General features: G+C 71.6%; 21 protein-coding genes and 1 riboswitch. Of the genes, 13 read left to right on the plus strand and 8 right to left on the minus strand.

What is annotated here, in order from left to right; translation table 11 throughout:
• The first annotated feature begins 124 nt into the window (after positions 1 to 124).
• The 3 genes from aceA to rraA are packed head-to-tail and all read left to right on the plus strand — an operon-like array spanning position 125 to position 3,482.
• A complete protein-coding gene (gene aceA / locus HNR67_RS23210) occupies positions 125 to 1,393 on the plus strand; it encodes an isocitrate lyase (protein ID WP_185004310.1) in 1,269 nt (422 codons plus the stop codon).
• A 32-nt stretch (positions 1,394 to 1,425) separates the two neighbouring features.
• Positions 1,426 to 2,988: a malate synthase A gene (gene aceB / locus HNR67_RS23215; protein ID WP_312987873.1), complete on the plus strand. Its 1,563-nt coding sequence runs from the start codon at positions 1,426 to 1,428 to the stop codon at positions 2,986 to 2,988.
• The gene (rraA, locus tag HNR67_RS23220; RefSeq protein ID WP_185004311.1) at positions 2,985 to 3,482 is read left to right on the plus strand and encodes a ribonuclease E activity regulator RraA; all 498 of its coding nucleotides are present in this window, start codon (positions 2,985 to 2,987) and stop codon (positions 3,480 to 3,482) included. The genes aceB and rraA overlap by 4 nt, the downstream gene beginning before the upstream one ends.
• 65 nt (positions 3,483 to 3,547) lie before the next feature.
• Here rraA and metE read toward each other — a convergent pair whose 3' ends face one another.
• Positions 3,548 to 5,782: a 5-methyltetrahydropteroyltriglutamate--homocysteine S-methyltransferase gene (gene metE, locus HNR67_RS23225; RefSeq protein WP_185004312.1), complete on the minus strand. Its 2,235-nt coding sequence runs from the start codon at positions 5,780 to 5,782 to the stop codon at positions 3,548 to 3,550.
• A 119-nt stretch (positions 5,783 to 5,901) separates the two neighbouring features.
• A riboswitch (cobalamin riboswitch) is annotated at positions 5,902 to 6,108 on the minus strand.
• A gap of 39 nt (positions 6,109 to 6,147) precedes the next feature.
• Positions 6,148 to 6,924, minus strand: coding sequence for a precorrin-6A synthase (deacetylating) (gene cobF, locus HNR67_RS23230; RefSeq protein ID WP_312987875.1), 777 nt, complete (start codon positions 6,922 to 6,924; stop codon positions 6,148 to 6,150).
• Positions 6,925 to 7,058: 134 nt separating this feature from the next.
• On the opposite strand from cobF, the gene HNR67_RS23235 reads away from it, so the two are divergent.
• The 4 genes from HNR67_RS23235 to HNR67_RS23250 all read left to right on the plus strand — a co-directional run bounded on the left by HNR67_RS23235 (position 7,059) and on the right by HNR67_RS23250 (position 10,140).
• A complete protein-coding gene (locus HNR67_RS23235; protein WP_185004313.1) occupies positions 7,059 to 8,312 on the plus strand; it encodes a sulfite oxidase in 1,254 nt (417 codons plus the stop codon).
• A 393-nt stretch (positions 8,313 to 8,705) separates the two neighbouring features.
• Positions 8,706 to 8,888, plus strand: a complete 183-nt coding sequence (locus tag HNR67_RS23240; RefSeq protein WP_185004314.1) for a hypothetical protein — start codon at positions 8,706 to 8,708, stop codon at positions 8,886 to 8,888.
• Positions 8,889 to 9,055: 167 nt separating this feature from the next.
• Positions 9,056 to 9,388 (plus strand): hypothetical protein, encoded by a 333-nt coding sequence (locus HNR67_RS23245; protein WP_185004315.1) that lies wholly within the window; start codon positions 9,056 to 9,058, stop codon positions 9,386 to 9,388.
• Between the two features lie 20 nt (positions 9,389 to 9,408).
• Positions 9,409 to 10,140 (plus strand): class I SAM-dependent methyltransferase, encoded by a 732-nt coding sequence (locus tag HNR67_RS23250; protein WP_185004316.1) that lies wholly within the window; start codon positions 9,409 to 9,411, stop codon positions 10,138 to 10,140.
• Here the strand turns inward: HNR67_RS23250 and HNR67_RS23255 are convergent.
• Positions 10,137 to 11,024, minus strand: a complete 888-nt coding sequence (locus HNR67_RS23255) for a LysR family transcriptional regulator (protein WP_185004317.1) — start codon at positions 11,022 to 11,024, stop codon at positions 10,137 to 10,139. The genes HNR67_RS23250 and HNR67_RS23255 overlap by 4 nt on opposite strands.
• Before the next feature lie 75 nt (positions 11,025 to 11,099).
• Between HNR67_RS23255 and HNR67_RS23260 the strand changes: the two genes are divergently transcribed.
• Entirely contained in the window at positions 11,100 to 11,465 is a 366-nt protein-coding gene (locus tag HNR67_RS23260) for a darcynin family protein (protein ID WP_185004318.1), read from the plus strand.
• Positions 11,466 to 11,483: 18 nt separating this feature from the next.
• Here the strand turns inward: HNR67_RS23260 and HNR67_RS23265 are convergent, their stop codons facing one another.
• From HNR67_RS23265 to HNR67_RS23275, 3 genes are read right to left on the minus strand one after another with little or no spacing between them, the layout of a single operon-like run.
• A complete protein-coding gene (locus HNR67_RS23265; RefSeq protein WP_185004319.1) occupies positions 11,484 to 12,371 on the minus strand; it encodes a S1 family peptidase in 888 nt (295 codons plus the stop codon).
• Between the two features lie 40 nt (positions 12,372 to 12,411).
• On the minus strand, positions 12,412 to 12,975 hold the full coding sequence (locus HNR67_RS45780) for a TetR/AcrR family transcriptional regulator (RefSeq protein ID WP_185004320.1): 564 nt from the start codon (positions 12,973 to 12,975) through the stop codon (positions 12,412 to 12,414).
• A 36-nt stretch (positions 12,976 to 13,011) separates the two neighbouring features.
• Positions 13,012 to 14,232 (minus strand): MFS transporter, encoded by a 1,221-nt coding sequence (locus HNR67_RS23275; RefSeq protein ID WP_185004321.1) that lies wholly within the window; start codon positions 14,230 to 14,232, stop codon positions 13,012 to 13,014.
• A gap of 361 nt (positions 14,233 to 14,593) precedes the next feature.
• Here HNR67_RS23275 and HNR67_RS23280 point away from each other — a divergent pair, with 361 nt between their 5' ends.
• The 5 genes from HNR67_RS23280 to HNR67_RS23300 all read left to right on the plus strand — a co-directional run bounded on the left by HNR67_RS23280 (position 14,594) and on the right by HNR67_RS23300 (position 18,994).
• On the plus strand, positions 14,594 to 15,241 hold the full coding sequence (locus tag HNR67_RS23280; protein ID WP_185004322.1) for a hypothetical protein: 648 nt from the start codon (positions 14,594 to 14,596) through the stop codon (positions 15,239 to 15,241).
• A gap of 70 nt (positions 15,242 to 15,311) precedes the next feature.
• Positions 15,312 to 16,490 (plus strand): cytochrome P450, encoded by a 1,179-nt coding sequence (locus HNR67_RS23285; protein WP_185004323.1) that lies wholly within the window; start codon positions 15,312 to 15,314, stop codon positions 16,488 to 16,490.
• Positions 16,491 to 16,605: 115 nt separating this feature from the next.
• A complete protein-coding gene (locus HNR67_RS23290; RefSeq protein ID WP_185004324.1) occupies positions 16,606 to 17,283 on the plus strand; it encodes a VC0807 family protein in 678 nt (225 codons plus the stop codon).
• A 136-nt stretch (positions 17,284 to 17,419) separates the two neighbouring features.
• Positions 17,420 to 18,622 (plus strand): glycosyltransferase, encoded by a 1,203-nt coding sequence (locus HNR67_RS23295; RefSeq protein WP_312987879.1) that lies wholly within the window; start codon positions 17,420 to 17,422, stop codon positions 18,620 to 18,622.
• Positions 18,623 to 18,658: 36 nt separating this feature from the next.
• A complete protein-coding gene (locus tag HNR67_RS23300; protein ID WP_185004326.1) occupies positions 18,659 to 18,994 on the plus strand; it encodes a hypothetical protein in 336 nt (111 codons plus the stop codon).
• Positions 18,995 to 18,998: 4 nt separating this feature from the next.
• Here the strand turns inward: HNR67_RS23300 and HNR67_RS23305 are convergent, their stop codons facing one another.
• Together HNR67_RS23305 and HNR67_RS23310 are read right to left on the minus strand one after the other, a co-directional pair.
• Entirely contained in the window at positions 18,999 to 19,736 is a 738-nt protein-coding gene (locus tag HNR67_RS23305; protein WP_185004327.1) for an SWIM zinc finger family protein, read from the minus strand.
• Positions 19,729 to 22,794 (minus strand): DEAD/DEAH box helicase, encoded by a 3,066-nt coding sequence (locus tag HNR67_RS23310; RefSeq protein ID WP_185004328.1) that lies wholly within the window; start codon positions 22,792 to 22,794, stop codon positions 19,729 to 19,731. Before HNR67_RS23310 ends, HNR67_RS23305 begins: the two co-directional genes overlap by 8 nt.
• Positions 22,795 to 22,823 lie beyond the last annotated feature (29 nt).

The following is a 22,823-nucleotide window of genomic DNA, read 5'->3' on the forward strand; positions in this document are numbered from 1 at the left end:
AGCCTAGGGCCTGCTGGCTAATTCCCGAATTCGCAAGATTCGCAGAATCGCCGTTGAAGATTTTCAGAAATTGGCAGATTGCGGATCTCGACCGGTGCGGTGAATTCCTGCCAATGTCCTCGACATGTTGAGCGCGAAGCAGATCGCTGAGAACTGGGCCACCGACCCCCGCTGGGCCGGCATCGAGCGCACGCACACCGCCGAGGACGTGGTCCGGCTGCGTGGCAGCGTGGTCGAGGAGCACACCCTGGCCCGGCTGGGCGCGCAGCGGCTGTGGGAGCTGCTGCACACCGAGGACTACATCAACTCCCTCGGCGCGCTGACCGGCAACCAGGCCGTGCAGCAGGTCAGGGCCGGCCTCAAGGCCATCTACCTCTCCGGCTGGCAGGTCGCCGCGGACGCCAACCTGTCCGGCCAGACCTACCCGGACCAGAGCCTCTACCCGGCCAACTCGGTGCCGCAGGTGGTGCGCCGGATCAACAACGCGCTGCTGCGCGCCGACCAGATCAGCCACGCCGAGAACGAGCCGAACGCCCCGCACTGGCTGGCCCCGATCGTGGCCGACGCCGAGGCCGGTTTCGGCGGCCCGCTCAACGCCTTCGAGCTGATGAAGGGCATGATCGCCGCTGGCGCGGCAGGCGTGCACTGGGAGGACCAGCTCGCCTCGGAGAAGAAGTGCGGCCACCTGGGCGGCAAGGTGCTCATCCCCACCGGCCAGCACGTGCGCACGCTGACCTCGGCCCGGCTGGCCGCCGACATCGCCGGCGTGCCCACGCTGGTGATCGCCCGCACCGACGCCGAGGCCGCCAACCTGATCACCAGTGACGTGGACGAGCGGGATCAGCCCTACGTCACCGGCGAGCGCACCGCGGAGGGTTTCTACCGGGTGCGCAACGGGATCGAGCCCTGCATCGCCCGCGGCCTGGCCTACGCCCCGCACTCCGACCTGCTGTGGATGGAGACCGGCACGCCGGACCTGGAGGTGGCCCGCCGCTTCGCCGAGGCCATCAAGTCGCAGTACCCGGACCAGCTGCTGGCCTACAACTGCTCGCCCTCGTTCAACTGGCGCCGTCACCTCGACGACGCCACCATCGCCAAGTTCCAGCGCGAACTCGGCCACATGGGCTACAAGTTCCAGTTCATCACCCTCGCCGGGTTCCACGCGCTCAACCACTCCATGTTCGACCTGGCCAAGGGCTACGCGGCCACCGGCATGACCGCGTATGTGGAGCTGCAGGAGCGCGAGTTCGCCGCCGAGGCCGAGGGCTACACCGCGACCAAGCACCAGCGCGAGGTCGGCACCGGCTACTTCGACCTGGTCAGCACCGCGATCAACCCGGCGGCCTCGACCACCGCGCTGGCCGAGTCCACCGAAGCCGCCCAGTTCGCCTGAGTCCCCGTCCCAGAGACCGCAGAGGAGGCATCGTGCCCAGCAGAGTCCAGCTCACCGGCCCGTGGGGCGAGCGGTTCGAGGAGGTCCTGACGCCGGAGGCGATCGAGTTCGTGGTGCGGCTGGACGACCGGTTCGCCGGCCGCCGCGCCGAACTGCTCGCCGCGCGGCGGGAACGGCGGGAGTTCTTCGCCGAGGGCGGGCTGCCCGACTTCCTGCCGGAGACCAGGGCGATCCGTGAGGACCCGACCTGGCGGGTGGCCCAGCCCGCGCCGGGCCTGCGCGATCGCCGGGTGGAGATCACCGGGCCGCCGGAGCGCAAGATGGCGATCAACGCGCTCAACTCCGGCGCGAAGGTGTGGATGGCCGATTTCGAGGACGCCACCGCGCCCACCTGGGCCAACATCGTCACCGGTCAGCTCAACCTGATCGACGCGATCGAGCGGCGGATCGACTTCACCGCCGAGGGCGGCAAGCACTACGCCCTCGGCGCGGAAGTGGCCACCATCGTGGTGCGGCCGCGTGGCTGGCACCTGGTGGACAAGCACGTGGTGGTGGAGGGCAGGCCGATCTCGGCCAGCCTGCTCGACTTCGGCCTCTACCTCTTCCACTGCGGGCAGCGGCAGATCGAGCGCGGCCACGGCCCGTACTTCTACCTGCCCAAGCTGGAAAGCCACCTCGAAGCGCGGCTGTGGAACGACGTCTTCACCTACGCCCAGCGGGAACTCGGCATCCCGCAGGGCACCATCCGGGCCACCGTGCTGATCGAGACCAGCACCGCGGCCTTCGAGATGGAGGAGATCCTCTACGAGCTGCGCGAGCACAGCGCCGGGCTCAACGCGGGCCGCTGGGACTACATCTTCAGTGTCATCAAGAACTTCGGCCACCGCCCGGAGTTCGTGCTGCCCGACCGCGGCCAGGTGACCATGACGGTGCCGTTCATGCGCGCCTACACCGAACTGCTGGTGCGCACCTGCCACCAGCGCGGCGCGCACGCCATCGGCGGCATGGCCGCCTTCATCCCCAGCCGGGACGCCGAATCCAACACCGTGGTGCTGGAGAAGGTGCGCGAGGACAAGGAACGCGAGGCCGGGGACGGCTTCGACGGCTCCTGGGTGGCCCACCCCGGCCTGGTCCCGGTGTGCGCGAAGGCGTTCGGCCAGCCCGACCAGCTCGACCGGCAGCGCCCGGACGTCACGGTCACCGCGACCGAGTTGCTGGCCGTGGACCGCACCCCCGGCCGGGTCACCGAGGCGGGGCTGCGCGGCAACATCTCCGTTGCGGCGCAGTACTTCCAGGCCTGGCTGGACGGGACAGGGGCGGCCTCCATCGGGGGCCTGATGGAGGACGCGGCCACCGCCGAGATCGCGCGTTGCCAGGTGTGGCAGTGGCTCTACCACATCACCCCGCTGGCCGAGGGCGGCATGGTCAGCGAGGAACTGGTGCAGGCCATGCTGGACAAGGAGTTGCTGGAGATCCGGCCGGAACGCCGGGACGCGGTGCGCGCCTTGTTCACCGCGAACGCGCTGGCGGAGCGGCCGCCGTCGTTCTTCACCACCACGGCCTACGCCGGTCACCTGGCGGTGCGCGCGTCATGAGCACCGCCACGACGAAGACCTTCGCCACCGCCGATCTGGCCGACCGGGAGGGCGACGCGGTGCGCAGCTGCGACACCCAGTTCCGCCAGTTCGGCGGCAGGCTGGTCTTCGCCGGGCCGGTCCGCACGGTCTCCTGCTTACAGGACAACGCATTGCTGAAAGCGGTGCTGTCCGAGCCGGGGGATGGCCGGGTGCTGGTGGTCGACGGCGGCGGGTCCACGCACACCGCGCTGGTCGGCGATCTTATCGCGGAACTGGCCCGGCGCAACGGCTGGCGCGGCCTGCTCGTGCACGGGGCGGTCCGGGATGCCGCGGTGCTGCGCACCCTGGACATCGGGATCAAGGCACTGGGCACGAATCCACGGCGCAGCGCCAAAACCGGGGCCGGGCAGGTGGACGTGCCGGTGGAGTTCGGCGGGATCACCTTCTGCCCCGGCGATTTCCTGGTCAGCGACCACGACGGCGTGGTCGTGCTGGACCACCCGCCCGTCTAGGGATCGGGCGGGTCGGCGCGTGGTGCGCGGGATGTCTCCCCCGCGCACCACGCGCTTTTTCGTTGTCAGACCAGGGTTTCGCGGACCTTGCGGGCCGCGGTGACCAGGTGCCGCAGGGCGGGCTCGACCTCGGCGTAACCGCGGGTCTTCAGCCCGCAGTCCGGGTTGATCCACAGCCGCTTGGGCGGCACCGCGGCGGCCGCGGCCGCGACCAGGTCGGTGACCTCGTCCTGTCCGGGCACCCGCGGGGAGTGGATGTCGTAGACACCCGGACCAACGCCGCGGCTGAAGCCGGTGGCGCGCAGGTCTTCCAGGACCTCCATCTTGGACCGGGCGGCCTCGATGGTGGTCACGTCCGCGCCGAGGCCGTCGATGGCGTCGATGACCTCGCTGAACTCCGAGTAGCACAGGTGCGTGTGGATCTGGGTGGCCGGCGCGGCCCCGGCGACGGCGAGCTGGAAGGAGCCCACCGACCACTCGAGGTACTCCGGCTGGTCGGCCGCGTGCAGCGGCAGCAGCTCGCGCAGCGCGGGCTCGTCGACCTGGATGATCTGGATGCCCGCGGCCTCCAGGTCGGCGATCTCATCGCGCAGCGCCAGTGCCACCTGGTCGGCGGTCTGGCCAAGCGGCTGGTCATCGCGGACGAAGGACCAGGCCAGGATGGTCACCGGGCCGGTCAGCATGCCCTTGACCGGCTTGCTGGTCAGCGACTGGGCGTAGGTGGCCCAGTCCACGGTGATCGGCTTGGGCCGGGTGACGTCGCCGTGGATGATCGGCGGCCGCACGCAGCGCGAGCCGTAGGACTGCACCCAGCCGAGTTCGGTGGAGGCGAAGCCGTCCAGGTGCTCGGCGAAGTACTGCACCATGTCGTTGCGCTCGGGCTCACCGTGCACCAGCACGTCCAGGCCGATGTCCTCCTGGAGCTTGATCACCCGGGCGATCTCGGCGCGCATCCGCTCGTCGTACTGCGCCTGGGTGAGGTCCCCGGTGCGCAGCCCGGCCCGCGCGGTGCGGATCTCGCCGGTCTGCGGGAAGGAACCGATGGTGGTGGTGGCCAGCGGCGGCAGACCAAGGCTGGCGTCCTGGGCGGCGGCCCGCTCGGCGTAGGGCGCGCGCAGGCGATCCGCGGGCTGCAACGCGGCGACCTTGGCGCGCACCGCGTCGTCCCGGCGCGGCTCGGCGGTGGGCTGGACGGCCTCGTCGGCCCACTCACCGGTGGCGCCCTCACGGAGCGCGCGGCCCAGCAGCACGACCTCGCGCACCTTCTGCCTGGCGAAGGCCAGCCGGGAGCGGACCTCCGGCTCCAGACCGGTCTCGGCGTCCAGGTCATAGGGCACGTGCAGCAGCGTGGAGGAGGTGCCGACCACGACCTCGTCGGCCGCGCCCAGCAGCGAGACCGCCTTGGCCAGCGCCGCGCGCAGGTCCGCGCGCCACACGTTGCGGCCGTCGATCACACCGGCGACCAGGGTCTTGCCGCGCAGCGCCGGAACGCTGGCGATGCCCTCGGTGGTACCGGCCACCAGGTCGACCGCGATGGCCTCGATGTCGGTGCCCGCCAGCACCGGCAGTGCCGGGCCGAGCGGGCCGTAGAAGCCGGTGACCAGCAGCTTCGGCCGGTTCGGCACCGCGGCCAGGCGCTCGTAGGCGCGGCCCAGCGCGGCCAGCTCCTCCTCGGTGCGGTCCGCGGCGAAACCGGGCTCGTCGAACTGCACCCAGGACACGCCCTCGGCGGCCAGCGCGCCGAGCAGCTCCACGTAGACCGCGAGCAGGTCGTCCAGCCGGGCCAGCGGGTCAGCGCCCTTGGCCAGCAGCAGGAAGGTGACCGGGCCGAGCAGCACCGGGCGGGTGTCCACACCCAGCGCCTTGGCCTCCCGGTACTCCTCGATCGGCTTGCCACCGGCCAGGAAGAACACGGTGTCCTGGTCGATCTCGGGCACCAGGTAGTGGTAGTTGGTGTCGAACCACTTCGTCATCTCCAGCGGCGGCACCTCATCGGTGCCCCGCGCGGCGGCGAAGTAGGTGTCCAGGTCGTTGTCCTGGCGGTAGCGCGCAGGGACCGCGCCGACCAGGGCCGCGGTGTCCAGCACCTGGTCGTAGAAGGAGAACGTGTTGGAGGGGACCGAATCCAGCCCCGCGTCGTGCAGTTCCAGCCAGGTGGAAGTGCGCAACTCCTTGGCGGTGGCGAGCAGGGCGTCGCGGCCGATGCGGCCCGCCCAGTACTGCTCCACCGCGCGCTTGAGTTCCCGGCGCGGACCGATCCGCGGATAGCCCAGGACGGTGGCGCCGATACCGCTGGTCACAAGCTCTCTCCTCGCGAGCGTGCAGGAGTCCGGATTGATCCCAGGGCACGCCGGCGGGCGGCACGAGGCCGCGTCCGCACAAGCCCACCCGAGAGGCTTCCGGACCACCGTGAACCCGGCGGGCTCACGGACCAGTGGCAGGTCTTCGGACTCACGGGCGCCGTGCTCGCTCCTACCGGCCGTCGCTTCCCACGCTCGCGCGCAGTGCTTGATGACGGCTTTCGTTCCCGTTCACCGCTGCGGGGCAGTCCCGGATTCGCACCGGGTTCCCTCTTGCCTCGCCAAGCCGTTCAACGGCCGGGCGAACCACCAGCCTCGCGAGCGTAGCGCACCGTGGGAGCAACGCTCAGGATCTGGGATTTTCCTTAGACTCCACCGGCAGAACGGCGCAGCAGGTAGGAGTCCATGATCCACCCCTTGGCGTCCCTGGCACGTTGCCTGCTCGCCACGATCTGTTCGGCCACCGCCACCAGCGGTCCGGCGATCAGGATCTCGTCCGCGGTGCCCACGTAGGCGCCCCAATGGATGGTCGCGCCCGGTTCGTCAAGGTGTTCGAGGAAGGTGTTGTGTGCGTCGAGCATCACCAGCACATCGTCCACGCCCTCGGGCCAGCCGTCGGCGAGCCGGCGTCCGGTGGTGATCTGCACCGCACCGGCGATCTGGTTGAAGGTGATCCGGTGCCGGGCGGCCAGCGCGGACAGGCTGCTGATCCCCGGCCGCACCCGCACCTCGAAGTCCGCGCCCCCGGCCAGCACCCCCTCGACCACCGCGATGATGCTGTCGTAGAGCGCCGGATCGCCCCACACCAGGAACGCCCCGGTCTCGGTCGGCCCCAGGTGCTCGGCGATCAACTCGGCACACAGCTCGACCCGCCGCGCCCGCCAGTCCGCCACCGCCTCGACATACCCGTCGCCGTCCCGCCGCCGGGGCGGGTCCTCGACCCGAGCCACCCGGTAGCCGCCGCCGGGCACGTGGGTGTCCAGGATGACCTGGCGCAGGTCCGAGAGTTCGCGCGCCTGCCCGGCCTTGTCCAGGAAGAACACCACATCGGCGCGCCGCAGCGCGTCCACCGCCTCCACCGTGATCTGCCCCGGATCGCCCGCCCCGATCCCGACCACCTCGACCACCCGCCGCACCCGCACCCCGTTCCTCGCCGTTCCCAGTGCATCGATTGTCCGCCACGGCCGATCTCCCGCTTCTCCCCGGAGTCGGCTCGATGGGGTGGCCCTCCGGGCAACTGGTCTTTTCACGCCCCGGACCAGCCAATACTGACCCAATGTCCCATCGCGACCTGACGGACGAGGCGGCCTACGACCGGCAACGCCTGGCCGGCCTGTCCCGCCGCGCCCTACTCCGCCTGACCGCCGGCCTGGGCGCGGCCGCCGCGCTGTCCGCGACCGCGGGCGGATTGGCCGTCGCGGGCGAGCGCCAGGCCACCATCGTCAAACCGTTGCCGCCCGAGCTGTTCATCCCGCACGGCACCAACGCGGAGATGCGCTGGGAGGCCATGAGGGGCCAGGGCCACCTGGTGCCCAACGACCGCTTCTTCGTCCGCAACCACACCGGCACCCCCCGGATCGACGCACACACCTGGCGGCTGCGCCTGTTCGGCACCGGCCTGCACGGCACACCGACCAGGGACCGGCCAGTCGAGTTCAGCTACGAGGACCTGCTCGGCATGCCCGCCGAGACGACCACCGCTTTCGTCGAGTGCGCCGGCAACGGCCGCAGCTTCTACGGCTCCCAACAGGGCACCCCCGCCCCCGGTACGCCGTGGACGCTGGGCGGGGTCGGCGTGGCCCGCTGGCGCGGGGTCCGGCTGGCCACGGTGCTGGAACGGGCCGGCCTGACCGAGGCCGCGGTGGACGTACTGCCCAGCGGCCTGGACCCGGAGTTCGTGGAGGGCGGGGCCAACCTGGGCCGGGTGCGCAGACCGCTGCCGGTGGCCAAGGCGTTGCGGGACACGCTGCTGGCGTACGAGATGAACGGCGAACCGCTGCCGCCGGATCACGGGTTCCCGGTGCGGCTGATCGTGCCGTCCTGGACCGGGATCTCCAGCATCAAGTGGGTCGGCGAGATCGAGGTGGCGGACCGTCCGCTGTTCTCGCCGTGGAACACCCAGTTCTACCGGTTGTTCGGCCCGAGCTACCCGCAGGAGGGCAGCGCACCGCTGACCAACCAGGTCACCAAGAGCGCGTTCGAGCTGCCCAGCGAGGCTCGGCTGGCCGTGGGGCGGACGCATCTGCTGACCGGGCGGTCCTGGTCGGGGGCGGGGGTCGGGCGGGTGCGTGGGGTGCGGATCAGCGTCGACGGGGGCGCGAGCTGGCGGCCGGCGCATCCGCGTCGGCTGAGCCGGGATCAGGCGTGGCTGCCGTGGAGCTTTGCCTGGCGGCCGGAGCGGTCGGGGGCGTACACGCTGCTGGCTGCGGCCAGTGACAGCACGGGCGCGACTCAGCCGCGGGAGGTGCCGTTCAATCGGTTTGGGTACCTGTTTGGCGCGGTGGTGCGGCATCCGGTGATGGTGGGCTGAAGCCCGCTCGCGACCCGGGCCCTGCTCGGCCCAGCCCCAGGCCGGGCTCGGCCCAGGCCGTGCCCGGCTCAGACCCGGCTCTGGGGAGCTTCGCCTGCCGCAGCCTCGGGCCCTGCTCGGCCCAGGCCCGGCTGGCCCGGCCCAGACTCGGGCCTGGCTCGGGTCCTCGGGCACGCTGCGGCAGGCGAAGCTCCCCAGCAGCCATGCCGAGTGTCCCTAGCGTTCATCCCGGGTGCGGAACTTGTCGCCCGCCTCTGCCGGGAAGCCGTCCGTCTCTCACTGGACCGGCACTTACCTGGGCTGGCGCCCAGCCCAGGGCCAGCACCTTCGTGGGCTGGCCGTGGCCCTGGCCGTGGGCTGCGGCCTAGCCGTGGGCTGACGCACAGCGCGAGGTTGCTCGGGCCCGGCTCCGAGGTCCTCGGCTTCGGCACCGCCCGCTCCACCGCCCGCGACCGGGGACCGCGCCCGCAGCTCCTCCTGTACCCGGTCGGCCTGGCCGAACACTGCGTCGAGGTGTCCGGGCGGCTGCTGGCCGGCACCGAGCCTCCGGCCCTCCGCCCCGCCACCGCTCTCTAGCGGAACGCTCAAACCCCCGTTTTGGTTGCCTTGCCGTCTGGATCTTCTAATCCGAAAGGGTGAAAGATCCTCGGCGACCAGGGCTTATGTACCACCAAAACACCCGGATTGCTCGAAACCAGTGTACCGAATCGAGACCCATCGTATCGACGAGCGCTCACCGCCACTTGCACGCCGAACGCTTCACCGCGGCCCCGCAGGCGACCATCCGCGACCCCGAGTTGCGCGCACTGCCGCTGATCGGGGCGATCGACCAGTTCGTGGCCAGCACCGATGCGCTCGGCGACCGCATCCGCACCCGACGGCTCGGCACCCGCACCCGCATCCACGACCGCGTCCGCACCCACGACCGCACTCGCCCCTCCCCGCACCCGGCGGCTCGCGGATCCCGGATTTCACTGATCGGCGGTCTCGCGATGCCGATCATCAGTGACACGGTGGACAGCGACACCGTCTCCGAAGGGATCACCGCCATGACTACCGCCCCGACCGCCGAGTGACCCATGCCGCGCAGAGCTGGGTGACCCAGGACATCGCCGAGGACTACGACACCTGGGACGACGGGGCGTGTTGGCTGCTCGGCTACCCGTTCGTGCCCGGCGAGCTGGGATTGCGGGACGGGGATCGGTTGCTGGATCTGGGGTGTGGGCCGGGGGCGGTTACCCGGTGGTTCGCCGATCGGCACGACATCTCGGTGGTGGCGACGGACTTCTCTGCGGCCATGCTGGAGATCGCTGGGCGGCGGCCGCATCCGGGGATCGACTACCAGCTCAGCGTGTCCGACCTGCTGCCGTTTCTGGCGGATGACTCGGTGGATCTGGCCATGTCCTGCTTCATGTTCATCTGCGTGCCTGAACTCGACCGGCTGCAGCGGATGGTCGCCGAGGTCAGTCGGGTGTTGCGGCCCGGGGGGCGGTTTACCGTGCTTGGGCCGAATCCGGCGCAGGCCAACGGTGAGTTCAGTGGGTTTCGGCGTGGGGTGCGGGGGCACAACTACCTGGTGGGGGAGCCGTTGCCGGTTCAGGTGCGGCGCACGGACGGGAGTTGGGTTGGCACTGTGGATGTGCATTGGCCGGTGTCGACCTACGAGGATTTGTTGACTGGCGCGGGTTTTCGGGTTGTTTCGCGGATTACGCCGTTGTGGGCGGATGCGGCTGGGGTGGCTGAGCCGGGGTTGGTGGGGTCGCGGAGTTGGGCGGCTGAACGGGATCGGGCGCCGTTTTTGCTGATCACTGGTGAGCTGCCTGGTTAGTTCAGGGCCGCGCCGATGGTGTCGCGTAGCCAGCGTTGGGCTGGGTCGGCGTCCAGGCGGGCGTGCCAGCACAGGCGTACCTGGACCTCGGGCAGGTTCGCGGGGATCGGGAACCAGCGCAGGCCGATGGGCTTGGCGTACTGCTCGGCTAGTCGTTGGGGTACCAGGCCGATGTGGTCGCTTGCGGCGACCAGTAGGGCGGCCGCAGTGGCGGTGGGTACCACTGCGGCTACATGTCGTTGCAGGCCAACGGAATTCAGGGCGTCGTCCAGTGGGCCCCTGGTGCGGCCGCGGCGGGAGGCGGAGACGTGGGGGTACTTGCAGAGCTGCTTGAGGGTGGGTTTGCGGGTCCGGCCCAGTGGGCTGTCCGCGCGCACGATGCCTACCAGGCGTTCGGTGTAGAGCGGGGTGGTGCGCAGGTCGGGGGTGGTGGACTCGCCGGCGCCGATGTCCAGGTCGACCGAACCGTCTCGCAATGCCTCCACGCTCTCGTCGCCCTCGGGTACGAAGCGCAGGGTCACGCTGGGGGCGAGTGCGGTGACGGCCGTGGTGGCCAGGGTGGCGGCGATGCCGTCGTTGATCCGGATGGTGAAGGTGCGGCGCAGGTCGGCGACGGTGAATTCGCGGTCGGTGCTGATCAGCGCCGCCGCCTGTTCCAGCAGTGAGCGGACCCGTGGGGCGGTGCGCAGGGCGAAGGGGGTGGGTGCGAGGCCGCGTCCGGCGCGGACCAGGATCGGGTCGCCCATGGCTCGCCGCAACCGGCCCAGGGCCCGGCTGGCCGCGGGTACGGACAGGTGCAGTCGCTCGGCCGCGGCGGTGACGCTGCCGTCCTGGAGCAGTGCGTCGAAGACCCGCAACAGGTTCAGGTCGAGTTGGTCGGGCATGGTTGCATGCTACGCAAGTCATCGTTGCCAAAGTTGCGTGGCGCGCAGGGGTGTGGGGTTTCTAGTGTCGTGGGCATGACAACTGGGACTTTCGAGTCGAACCTGACCGCGTTCATGCTGGTGAAGACCACCCGGGCCTGGCTGGGGCTGACGCCTGAGCAGCGGGTGGCGGCCTTCACCACCGAGATCCTGCCCGCGATCAAGGACCGGGTGCGCGGGGTGCGTTCCCGCTTCTACGACACCGAGTTCTACTCGGCGCGGGTCACCGACGTCTGGGTGTGGGAGGCGGTGGACCACGAGTCGTTCCAGCAGTTGGTGGAGGCGTTGCGGGACACACCTTTCTGGGAGCACTACTTCGAGATCGTGGAGCTGTTGGTGGGGGTGGAGAACGCCTATGCCAAGAACAATGGGCTGGAGCCCGTTGCCACTGTGACCGTTTGAGGTTCGTCCACTGTGGACTCAGCGGATCGCGGCGATGAGGGAAGCCAGCTGTGGCTGGAAATTCGCCACCCGGGTGTAGTAGTCCGGGGCTGACGGCGCGGCACTGGCCGACCAGGAGGCCACGCCCGCCAGGCGGCCGCCGACCACGACGGGGGAGCCGCTGTCGGTGGCACGCAACCGGATCGCCCGGTCCGCGCCAACGCACAGGTAGGAGTCGGGGTCGTAGCGCAGGCCCCACCAGCGCGGTGGCATGAAGCGGACGCTGTCCGCGGCCCGGCGCACGCATTCGGCGTCCTCGGCCACCGCGGTCGGGGCCTGCCACAGCAGGGGGTCGTCGGCGGGGGACATGCGCCAGCCGTACACGGTGGCGCTTTCCCCGCCCTTCGGCCCGTTCCCGGGATCGGCCAGCGGGAGCACCGGGGTGTCCAGGGGTTCGGCCAGGGTGATCAGGCCGATGTCGGCGGGGGCCAGGGTGACCTTGCCGAACGCGCCGCCGAAGAAGGACTCCTCGGCGATTCCCTTGGGGTAGCCGGGTTCCCGCCAGGTGTTGGCCACCCGCACGGTCTTTCCGGCGGTGCCGCGCAGGTCGTCCCGGCCGACGGTGATGGTCAGCTCGGCCGGGGTGGCCTGGCCGAGGCAATGCGCGGCGGTGACCACCGCCTTGGGGGCGACCAGGGTGCCGACGCAGAGCTTGTTGCTGGGGGAGTCGGCGTAGGTGGTCGGGTTGCCGATCACCACCACCCAGGGTGCGGCGGCGGTGGACACCTGGCCGCTGCCGGGCACCGGATCAGGCTGCGGGCGGGTGTATTCCCAGCCCAGGAACGGCGCGTAGAGCAGGATCGGGACCAGCAGCACCAGGATCGGGCCGAGCACCCACCACCGGCGGCGCTTCTTCTTCTCGATCATCACGAGAGGGTAGCGGCCGGGCGCGGTGTGCGCAGGCGGATCAGGAAACGGCGGCGGTGAGCAGGGCGGCGGCCGCGGCCCTGGCGGCCGTGGTGGCGCTGGAATCGCGGTCGGTGCGGGTGGCGTGGCCGGTGCCGTCGTAGAGCAGGTGCAGCTGGTGGGCCAGCAGCTCCGGGTCCCTGGCGCCCGCCTGCCCGGCGAGGGTGGCGAACAGGCCGCGGACCCAGCCGCGGTACTCCCTGGTGGCCTGTTCCACCCGGTCGCCGGGGTGGGATTCCGCGCTGGCCCGGTGGAAGGCGCAGCCGCGGAAGCCGCTTTCGGCGTACAGCGCGGCCTGCGCGTCGAAGATCGCCAGCACCCGCTCGCGCGGGGTACCGGCGGCCTCGACCGCGGCCATGATGCGCCCGGACATCTTGTCCTGCCTGCCCTTGAGGTAGGCGTGGATCAGCTCGTCCTTGCTGCCGAAGGTGTTGTACAGCGAGGCTTTCGCCACCCCGGCGTGCTCGATCACCCGGTCGATGCCCACCGAGCGCACGCCGTCGGCGTAGAACAGCTCGTCGGCGGCGGCCAGCAGTCGTTCGCGGGCGGACACCTTGGCCGTCATCCCCACCACTTCCCTCGATCGGACCGAAACACCAGGCTACAACCGGGACAGCGCGGGTTCGGGATCACCCGCCGGGACCGGGGTGAACAGCCGCACCAGGGCCAGCACGGCCAGCGCGATCAGCACCCCGCCGTAGATCAGCGTCGCGCCGATCAGGCCGGGACCGTGCACCACCAGCACCCCGGCGGCCACCGCGGGCAGCCCGAAACCGAGATAGGACACCACGAACAGCAGGGAGAGCACCCCGGCCCGCTCGTGTGGTTCGGCCAGCGGCACCGAGGTGCGCAGCCCGCCCTGGAACCCGGCGCCGAAGCCGACCCCGGCGATCGCGGTGCCCAGGAAGAACAGCGGCAGCGCACCGATCTCCAGCGCGATCAGGGTCACCGCCACGCCGATGATCAGCGCGAACACCCCGGTGCGCATGGTGAGTTCGGGGGAGCGGTTGCGCATCACCACGGTGGTCAGCGCGGCGATTCCGGCCATGGTGAACAGGGCCAGCCCACCCAGCAGCGGCGAGCCGCCCCCGCCGAGCTTGGCCACCAGGGCCGGGCCGAGCGCGCCGTAGAGCCCGGCCAGCGCCCACACCGCGAACAGCACCGGCGCCGCGGTGAGCACCCGTGCCCGCACCGCCGAGGGCAGGATGATCTCCGGGCGGAGGCTGGCGAGTGCGCCGGGGGCCCGGCTGACGGTCTCGCGCATGAGCACGATGCCCAGTCCCTGCACCAGGAACACCACCAGCAGCACCAGGTAGACCAGTTCGGTTGGCGCGGGCAGGTAGCGCACCAGCAGGGCGGAGAACAACGCGCCGACCGCGGTGCCGATGCCGGGCGCGACCGCGTTGGCCAGCTGCCCGCGCTTCGCGTCCAGGTCGAGCATGCCCGCGCCGAGCGCACCGACGGCGGCGCCGGTGGCCACCCCCTGCACCACCCGGGCGACCAGCAGCGCGCCCACCCCGTCCGCGGTGGCGAAGACCAGCATCGCGGCGGCCTGCACGACCAGCGCCACCAGCAGCACCGGCCGCCGGCCCAGGTGGTCGGACAGCTTGCCCAGCACCAGCAGCGCGGCCAGCACGGACACCGCGTACACCCCGAACACGACGGTGGTGGTGATCGGGGAGAAACCCCATTGTTCCTGGTAGTGGGCGTACAGCGGGGTCGGTGCGCTGGAGGAGGCCAGCAGTGAGACGACCAGCGAGGCCAGCAGGTACAACGCCGCCGAGTCCGGCAGCCGTCCGCTCCGGGTCAAGGTGTGGGCCATGCCCGAACCTCCGATTGGGTAGACAGGTCTGTTCAGTCGTGGACGACGATAGACAGAGCTGTCTAGTTCGGCAAGGGGGGTGATTGTGACCTGGATCGCGGAGTGTTCGAAAGCCCCTTGTCGGATTCGTCATTTTATGGGTGCTCCGCATTTTCATACTGTCCGATTAGTCAGTTCGGCGTATTTCCCGATCGGTATGCGTACGGATAGCGTCAGTGCCGCCTTCGCTGGCTCGGTTCGAATTGACGTGGCTGGTCAGCGGTACCGTGCCCGTGTTGGGGCTGTTCTTTCTCGGTAAGTCCGGTGCTCGTGAGGAGTAGATTTAATGAAGATCAGGTCCAGCTGGTCCAGAATGGTGAAAATGCTCGCCTCGATCGCCGGAATGGTCGTCGTTGGCGGCATAATTGCCGTTGCGCCCGCCGCCGCGGCCCCGGCCGCGCCGGCTGGGCCGACCTTCACCGGCTGGGTGTGCGCGGGCTCGCCGATCCCCGCCAATCACGTGATCACCATGCTCAACGCCAACGGCTGCCCCCAGGGCGGCTCCTGGTACCTGGAACCGGCCCGCAACGGGCAGTGGACCTGTCTGGGGTCACCGATCCCGGTCCCGTACGTGATCACGATGCTGAACGGCAACGGTTGTGGCGGGATGGGTCGCTACATCGAGCTGCCGCGCAATGGGCAGTGGACGTGCCTGGGCTCGCCGATCCCGGACGGCTATGTGATCACCATGTTGAACGGCAACGGCTGTGGCGGGATGGGTCGCTACATCGAGCTGCCGCGTAACGGGCAGTGGACGTGCCTGGGCTCGCCGATCCCGGACGGTTACGTGATCACCATGTTGAACGGCAACGGTTGTGGTGGCATGGGCCGCTACATCGAGCTGGCCAGGGACGGGCAGTGGATCTGCCTGGGCTCGCCGATCCCGGCCGGGTACGTCGTCCAGCGCACCAACCCCAACGGGTGCGGGGGCATGGGCCAGTACATCGTGCGCGCCAGGGCCGCCGTCTAGCCGGATCCTCGCCATCGCCGCGCGCGGTTCGCCCGCGGCGATGGCGTTTCCCTTGGGGGGTAAGAAAAGCATGACCACCAACCCGCTCGCCGCGCTGTTCACACCGGCCGCACGGGCCGATCCCTACCCGCTCTACCACGCCCTGCGCACCCAGGGACCGCTGCTCAGCCCGGACGGCGCCATGGGCGCGGTGGGCACGCACCGGGACTGCCTGCGGGTGCTGCACGACCCGGCGATGAGCAACCGGCCCACCCCGGAACCGGCCGAGCCGCAGTCCTTCCTCTTCCTCGACCCGCCCGACCACACCCGGCTGCGCGGACTGGTGGCCAAGGCGTTCACGCCAAGGGCGGTGGCCGGACTGGCCGCGCGGATCACCGAACTGGTCGACGCCGCCCTGGACGCCGCCGCCGAGCGGGGCAGCCTGGAACTGGTTGAGGACCTGGCCGCGCCGCTGCCGATCGTCATCATCAGCGAATGGCTTGGCGTGCCTGCCGAAGACGGTCCGTTGCTGCGCCGCTGGTCCGAGGTGATCACCCGCTCGCTCGACCCGATCGGCGCGGCCGACGAGGAGACCGCGGTGGCCAGTGCGGCGGCCGGGGCCGAGATGACCGCCTACTTCGGCGAGCTGATCGCGCACCGGGCCGGGGGCGCGGGCACCGACCTGCTGTCCCAGCTCATCCGGGCCGAGGAGGACGGCGACAAGCTGAACCTCGGCGAACTCCTGGCCACCCTCGGCCTGCTGCTGGTGGCCGGGCACGAGACCACCACCAGCCTCATCGCCAACGGGGTGCTCGCCCTGCTCCGCCACCCGGCCGAACTCGACCTGCTGCGCGCCGACCCCGGCCTGGCCGAGCGCGCGGTGGAGGAAACCCTCCGCCACGACGCCCCCGTCCAGTTCACCCACCGCCTGACCACCCGGGACACCACCATCGGCGACACCGTGTTCCCGCGCGGCTGCCTGATCGCGCTGATGCTCGCCGCCGCCAACCGGGACCCGGCCCTGCACGCCGATCCGGACCTGTTCTCCCTGCGCCGCAAGGACCACACCCACCTGGCCTTCTCCGCCGGACCGCACTACTGCGTGGGCGCCGGACTGGCCAGGCTGGAGACCGCGATCGTGTTCCGCCGGTTCGCCGCCAGGGTGCGGCAACCCGAGCTGGACCCGGGTTCGCTGACCTACCGCCCGCACGTCAACCTGCGCGGACCGGCCAGGCTGTCGGTCGGGTTCGCGGCGATCAGCCGGGACTGACTCCACCCCGGGGTGGAGATCGCCGGGCCCGGGTCCCACCCGTGCGCCGAGGCGACTCCACCCCGTTCGTCCCTACCGTCGAAGGCGTCCCACCCCACCACCGAGTGAGGCGCAGATGACGCTCCCGATCCCGCCCAACCGCATGACCCGCCACCGGCTGACCTGGTTGCTGGGACTGGTGCTGGACATCGGCCTGTCCCCGCTCACCTTCTACACCGGCCGCCTGCTCGGCTTCGGCAACCTGACCTGCCTGCTCGCCGGGGCCACCGCGGTGGCACTGCGCGCCGGCTACCTGCTGGGCGTGCGCCGCCGGGTCGACCCGCTGGTCGGGCTGATGCTGACGACCAGCCTGCTCGGCCTCGCCGTCGCCCTGCTGACCAGCGATCCCCGCCTGGTCCTGCTGCGCGACCCGCTGACCGCCGCGCTGATCGGCCTGGTCTTCCTCGGCACCTGCCTGACCGCCCGCCCGGCCCTGTTCCACCTGGCCAAACGCCTGCGGGACAACGGAACCGAGGACTGGGACCGGCGGATCAGCGCCGAAGCGGGGTTCCGGCGGCTGTTCCTGGTGGTCACCGGGGTGTGGGGTGGCGGGCTGCTGGTCACCGCGACGTTGCGGGCGGTGCTGATCTACGAGCTGCCGGTGGAGGTGATGGCGGGGCTGAGTCAGGCGATCGAACTGGCCACGATCGCCGCGCTGGTGGCCTGGACGATGTGGTTCCGCCGCACCCGCCGGGAGGAACGTGAGCCGATCCTGGTGATGCGGGTGACGGGCGGGACGTCCACAATGGACTGAAACAGCGAAGGCAAGGAGAGAGTTCTCCTTGCCCTCTTCAACTTATAGCCGACCCCGGGGCTTGTGGCAAGACCCCCTGCATGCCGCACACTCACCCGCCGACAGGGGACAACCAGCGGAAATGGGGAATCGCGAAGTGCGGGTTCTGTTGACGACGGTGGGATCACGCGGAGACGTCGAGCCTTTGGCGGGGCTCGCGTTGGCATTGCGGGAACTGGGTGCGGAGGTGCGGGTGTGCGCGCCGCCGGACGCGGATTTCGGGGCGTTGCTGGACCGGACCGGGGTGCCGCTGGTGCCGCTGGGCCCGGAGGTGCGCCCGGTGGTCTCCGGGGACCGGCCGCCGACGGCGGCGGACGCGTTCAGGTTCGCGGCCGAGCTGGTCGACGCCCGGTTCGACACGCTCAGCACCGCGGCGCAGGGGTGTGACGTGCTGCTGGCGAGCGGTCTGATGCCCGCCGGTGCGCGGGATGTGGCCGAGCAGCTCGGCATCCGCTATGTGTTCGCCTGCTTCCAGCTCTACGGGCTGCCGTCGCGGCACTTCCGGCCGGGAGTGCGGCCGGGCACGCCCTCCCCGGCGGCGGAGACCGACAACCGGGTGCTCTGGCAGCAGGACGCCCAGCGGGTGAACGACCTGTACGGCCCGGCGCTCAACCGTCGCCGGGCGGCGCTGGGCCTGCCGCCGGTGGACAACGTGCGCGACCACGTCTTCACCGATCGGCCGGTGCTGGCGGCGGATCCGACGCTGTGCCCGTCGGCCGGCCTGACCGACCTCGACCTGGTGCAGACCGGGGCGTGGCTGCTGCCCGACGACCGGCCGCTCCCGGCCGGGCTGGCGGAGTTCCTGGACGCCGGTGAGCCGCCGGTGTACGTGGGCTTCGGCAGCATCGCCGCCTACGTGCCCAAGGACATGGCCCAGGTGACGATCGCGGCGGTCCGCGCGCAGGGGCGGCGGGTGGTGCTCGCCCGCGGCTGGGCCGGTCTGGCCCCGGTGGACGACGCCGCGGACTGCTTCGTGGTCGGCGAGGTCAACCAGCAGGCGTTGTTCGGCCGGGTCGCCGCGGTCGTGCACCACGGCGGCGCGGGCACCACGACCACGGCCGCGCGCGCCGGTGCGGCCCAGGTGGTGGTCCCGCAGATCGCGGATCAGCCGTACTGGGCGAGCCGGGTGGCCGACCTGGGCATCGGGGTGGCGCACCAGGGACCGGCGCCGACCGTCGACTCACTGTCGGCCGCGCTGCACACGGCCCTGACCGCCGGGACCCGGGAGCGGGCGCGGGCGGTGGCGGCGGAGATCCGCACGGACGGGGCGCTGGTGGCGGCGAAACTGCTGCTCGGCTGAGGGGGAACTGTCAGGGGTGGGTGCGAGGATCCTGGTATGAGCGCAGCCCGGAAGCTCCAGCCGATGTCCCTGGATCCGCTGACCGCCGTGCTCCAGGCGGTCGCCGTGCGCACCGCGCGGCAGTTCGAGGATCGCAACCTGACCATCCGGCGGTCCAGGGTGGTGCACGGGGTGGCGCCGACCCGGTGGATGGCCGGGGTGGAGTTACCCGGTCCGGCCTGCCACGTCGGCACTGCCGGGTGGGCGCTGGAGGACCTGCATCCGAGCACCCGGCCGGTGACCTGCCGGCGGTGTTTACGTGGCGGCGGGCAGCGGCTGGTGCCGTCGTTGCGGTTGGTCGATCAGCTCGCGTTGCCGCTGGAGGAGGACTGAGGTTTCAGTCCTCGCTGGTCAGGGCCTGGTAGAGCGGGCGGAGCAGGTCGGTCAGGCCGACGCCGGCCACGGTGGTGGCCAGTGGCGGGAGTTCGTCGAGCAGCGAGCCGGGTTGATCACCGCGGGCCGGGGCCGGGGCGGCGCCGTCGGGGGTGGGCCAGTCGAAGAAGTCGTCCAGGACCGCGGTCAGTGGCAGGGCCGCGGCCTTGGGCGGCTGGGGGCCGGTCACGCCCAGGCGGGAGCGGAGTTCGGTCAGCAGGGTGTCCCGGTCCCGGCCGCGCAGGGCGAACAGGCGGAACGGGTCGGCCCGCACGGCCCTGGCGAACACGGCCAGGGTGGCGTGCAGGTGGCCGCAGGGGGTGGCCGGGGCCGGGCAGGTGCAGTCCAGGGCGGCCTCCCGCGCGAAGTCCGGCAGCAGCGGGTGGCCGGTGCCGGCGCAGGCCGGTTCGACGGCGAGGGGGACCTCGCCGGTGAGCAGGGGGGTGGCCAGGCGGCTGTCGGCGGCCAGGGCCTGGGTCAGGGCGGCCCAGGCGGGTTTGCCGTGCACGGGGACGGCGATCCGGGTCTGGTGGCCGCGGGTGCGGGTGGCGCGCACCTGGGCGGTGATGCTGCCCGGCCCCACGGTCAGGCCGGTGACCCGGTCGCACCAGAAGCCGGAGCTGGGGTCGGCCAGGAAGGTGTTGACGCCCAAGGGTTCCAGGGTCTGGCGCAGGCGCTCGTCCCAGTCGGCGGGCTCAGTCATCGGTGGCCTCCGCGCCGAGCTGGAACATCTCCCGCAGCGAGGTGTCGGACAGTTCGGTGAGCCAGTTCTCGCCGGGCACCGAGACCAGGTCGGCCAGGTCGCGTTTGCGGTTCATCAGGGCGTCGATGCGTTCCTCGATCGTGCCTGGACACAGGAACTTGCGGACCTGCACGGTGCGGTGCTGGCCGATCCGGAAGGCCCGGTCGGTGGCCTGGGCCTCCACCGCCGGGTTCCACCAGCGGTCCAGGTGGAAGACGTGCGTGGCGGCGGTCAGGGTCAGGCCGGAGCCACCGGCCTTGAGCGAGGCCAGCAGCACCGGCGGGCCCTCGCCGGACTGGAAGCGTTCGACCGTCTCGTCCCGGTGCCGGGCGGACTGGCCGCCGTGCAGGTGCGCGATCTCCGTGCGCAGCCGGTCGGTCAGGTGCGGGGTGAGCAGGCGGCCGAACTCGGTGAACTGGGTGAAGCACAGCACCCGGTCGCCTGCCGCCAGCACGTCGGTGAGCAGCTCTTCCAGGCGGGCGACCTTGCCGGAGCGGTGGCCCATCGGCGAGCCGTCGTGCAGCAGGTGCGCCGGGTGGTTGCAGACCTGTTTGAGCTTGGTGATCGCGGCCAGCACGTTGCCCCGGCGGTTGATGCCGTGACTGTCCTGGATCTTGGTCATCATCTCCTCGACGATGGTCCGGTACAGCGTGCCCTGCTCGCGGGTGAGCCGGTACTCCTCGGTGAGTTCGATCTTGGCCGGGAGTTCGGGGGCGATGGCCGGGTCGGTTTTGAGGCGGCGCAACACATACGGCCGGGTGAGGCGGCGCAGTTCGGCGGCGGCCACCGGGTCGCCGCGCAGTTCGATCGGGGTGGCGAAGCGTTCGCGGAAGTCCTCGCGGGACCCGAAGCGTCCGGGGTTGAGCGCGTCCAGCAGCGCCCACAGCTCGGCGACGCCGTTCTCCATCGGGGTGCCGGTGAGCGCGATCCGGTGCCGGGCGGTGAACCGGCGGATCGCCCTGGCCGCCCCGGTGCGCGGGTTCTTCACGGTCTGCGCCTCGTCCAGCACCAGCCGGGCCCAGTCGACGCGGGACAGCGCGTCCACGTCGCGGGCGGCGGTGGCGTAGGTAGTGACGACCAAGTCAGCCTCGCCGAGCAGGGCGTCCAGGTCGCGGGCCGGGCCGTGGTGCACCCGCACCCGCAGTGCCGGGGCGAACCGGGCGGCCTCGCGGGGCCACATGCCGAGCACCGCGACCGGGCAGAGCAGCAGCGTTGGCCCGTCGCCGCCCTTGGCGCGTTCGAGGGCTTCCAGGGCGAGTACCTGGATGGTCTTGCCGAGGCCCATGTCGTCGGCCAGGCACACGCCGATCCCGGCCTCGGCCATCAGCGCCAGCCAGGCCACGCCGCGGCGCTGGTAGTCGCGCAGTTCGCCGTGGAACTCCGGTGGCAGCTCGACCGGCCGCAGTGCCAGCGACAACTTGCCTGCCAGGAGGTCGGCCAGCCAGCCCTCGGTGCTGATGCCGGTGATCGGCAGCGGCAGGCCGGGTGGTTCGGCGCTGTCGGGGCGGTGCAGCAGGGCGAGGACCTCGGCGACGGTGGGCACCCGGGGTTTGGTCCGGTGCGGGTCGCGGCGCACGTGCGCCAGGCCCAGGCGCAGGTGTTCGGCGTCCACGCTGACCCACTGCCCGCGCAGCCGGACCAGGTTGGTCTTGGCGGCCACCAGGTCGCGCAGTTCGTCCTCGGTGAGCACCTCATCGCCGACCGAGACCGACCAGCGCAGGGTGCCCAGTTCCTCCCGGCTGAGCCGTCGTTCGCCGGCGATCCGGTCGGCCGGGGCGCTGTGCGCGGACAGCCGCAGTCCGGCCCGTCGCCGACCGCCCCAGGCGGCGGGCAGCTGGACCTCGAACCCGGCCTCGGTGAGCCGTTGCGCGCCGCTGACCAGGAATTCCTCGGCTTCGGCCGTGGCGAGGTCGTAGCTGCTGGGCCGGGCGCCGGTGATGGCGGGCGCGAGCATGGGCAGCACGAGCGCGGCCCGGCCCAGTTCGGCGGCGAGCAGGCCCTCGGGGTCGGAGAGGAACGGGTGCGCGCGGCCGGACCAGACCTCGGCCGCGGGCAGCAGCAGGCTGGGGTCGGCGGCGGCGCGCAGGTGGAAGGAGAGCTGCCAGTGGGTGCCGTCGCCGGTCTGGTCGTCGGGGTCGCCGCCGGGTTCCGGGGTGGACAGGGTGCGCAGTTCGGACAGGCGCACGCACACGGTGCCCTCGCCGAGGTCGGTGTTCGTCTCGGCGTCCCAGGCCGCGATGGCGTCGGCGACCACCCGGTGCGCGGTGGCGGGCAGGTCGGCCCGGCCGTCGGCGGCGCACAGCGCCCGCAGCCACACCTCGATCGGGCCGTCACCGCCGGTCAGCGGCAGGTCGGCGTGCGCGAGCCGGTCCCGCACGGCGGTGTCCACCAGCACGCCGAGGGCGTCCTCGACCAGCAGTGCCGGGTCCGCGCCGTCGAGCTGGGCGGACTGCTCGGCGCGGCCGATCGGGGGCAGGGCCTGGGCCAGGCGCTGGGCGGCGACGGCGTCCAGGCCGCGCAGCACCGGTCGCCAGCGGGCGTGCGCGCCGTTCCCGGCCTCGCCGACGGTGGGCAGCACCCGGCCGCGGTGGGCCAGGTCGAGGGCCAGGCGGTACACCGCGCGCAGGTGCTGCACGGAGGTGCCGTAGCGGATGCCCTCGGCCGGATCGTCGAGTTCGGAGGGGTCGATGAGGACCGCGGGCACCGACCAGGGCTGCAGGGTGACCGGTTGGTCGGTTCGGGCGCGGTGCTCGCGGGCGCCGGTGAGGTCGGGGGAGGGCCGGGGGCCGTTGGGGCGGGAGGGCAGCAGCAGGGTGACCGGGACGGGCTTGCCGGGGTGCAGCGCGGCCAGTTCGGCGGTGGGCGCGGCGAACGGGTGCGGGCGTACCGACCAGGCGGTAGGGCGCATGGCGGTGGTGGCCGGGCGGCGCGGGCTCTCCGCCCACAGCAGCAGGCCCCGGCCCGGCGACCACAGGCCGTGCACGGCCAGGGGTGCGGGCGGGCCTGCCGGTGCGGTCATGCGGCCCAGTCTGCTCGGTCGCACTCAGC

It is taken from the genome of Crossiella cryophila (genome assembly GCF_014204915.1).
Taxonomy (GTDB): domain Bacteria; phylum Actinomycetota; class Actinomycetes; order Mycobacteriales; family Pseudonocardiaceae; genus Crossiella; species Crossiella cryophila.